The following is a 1,110-nucleotide window of genomic DNA, read 5'->3' as shown; positions in this document are numbered from 1 at the left end:
CCTGTAGTCAAAACTTCGTTCTCTCCTGAGTGGATCCTGAGTACGGCGGAACACGTGAAATTCCGTCGGAATCCGGGAGGACCATCTCCCAAGGCTAAATACTCCCTAGTGACCGATAGTGAACCAGTACCGTGAGGGAAAGGTGAAAAGCACCCCGGAAGGGGAGTGAAAGAGATCCTGAAACCGTGTGCCTACAAGTAGTCAGAGCCCGTTAACGGGTGATGGCGTGCCTTTTGTAGAATGAACCGGCGAGTTACGATCCCGTGCAAGGTTAAGCAGAAGATGCGGAGCCGCAGCGAAAGCGAGTCTGAATAGGGCGCATGAGTACGTGGTCGTAGACCCGAAACCAGGTGATCTACCCATGTCCAGGGTGAAGTTCAGGTAACACTGAATGGAGGCCCGAACCCACGCACGTTGAAAAGTGCGGGGATGAGGTGTGGGTAGGGGTGAAATGCCAATCGAACCTGGAGATAGCTGGTTCTCTCCGAAATAGCTTTAGGGCTAGCCTCAAGGTAAGAGTCTTGGAGGTAGAGCACTGATTGGACTAGGGGCCCCTACCGGGTTACCGAATTCAGTCAAACTCCGAATGCCAATGACTTATCCTTGGGAGTCAGACTGCGAGTGATAAGATCCGTAGTCGAAAGGGAAACAGCCCAGACCGCCAGCTAAGGTCCCAAAGTATACGTTAAGTGGAAAAGGATGTGGAGTTGCTTAGACAACCAGGATGTTGGCTTAGAAGCAGCCACCATTTAAAGAGTGCGTAATAGCTCACTGGTCGAGTGACTCTGCGCCGAAAATGTACCGGGGCTAAACGTATCACCGAAGCTGCGGACTGTTCTTCGAACAGTGGTAGGAGAGCGTTCTAAGGGCTGTGAAGCCAGACCGGAAGGACTGGTGGAGCGCTTAGAAGTGAGAATGCCGGTATGAGTAGCGAAAGAGGGGTGAGAATCCCCTCCACCGAATGCCTAAGGTTTCCTGAGGAAGGCTCGTCCGCTCAGGGTTAGTCGGGACCTAAGCCGAGGCCGAAAGGCGTAGGCGATGGACAACAGGTTGATATTCCTGTACCACCTCCTCACCATTTGAGCAATGGGGGGACGCAGGAGGATAGGG

Annotated in this window: 1 rRNA gene; it reads left to right on the top strand. The window is 53.2% G+C overall.

The features are described from left to right. Positions 1 to 1,110, top strand: a 23S ribosomal RNA gene (locus tag A9267_RS11515); the annotation flags it as partial.

The organism is Shewanella sp. UCD-FRSSP16_17, from assembly GCF_001675935.1.
Taxonomy (GTDB): domain Bacteria; phylum Pseudomonadota; class Gammaproteobacteria; order Enterobacterales; family Shewanellaceae; genus Shewanella; species Shewanella japonica.
The sequence above is the reverse complement of the archived record's forward strand: the minus strand, read 5'-3'. Positions and strand labels throughout refer to the sequence as shown.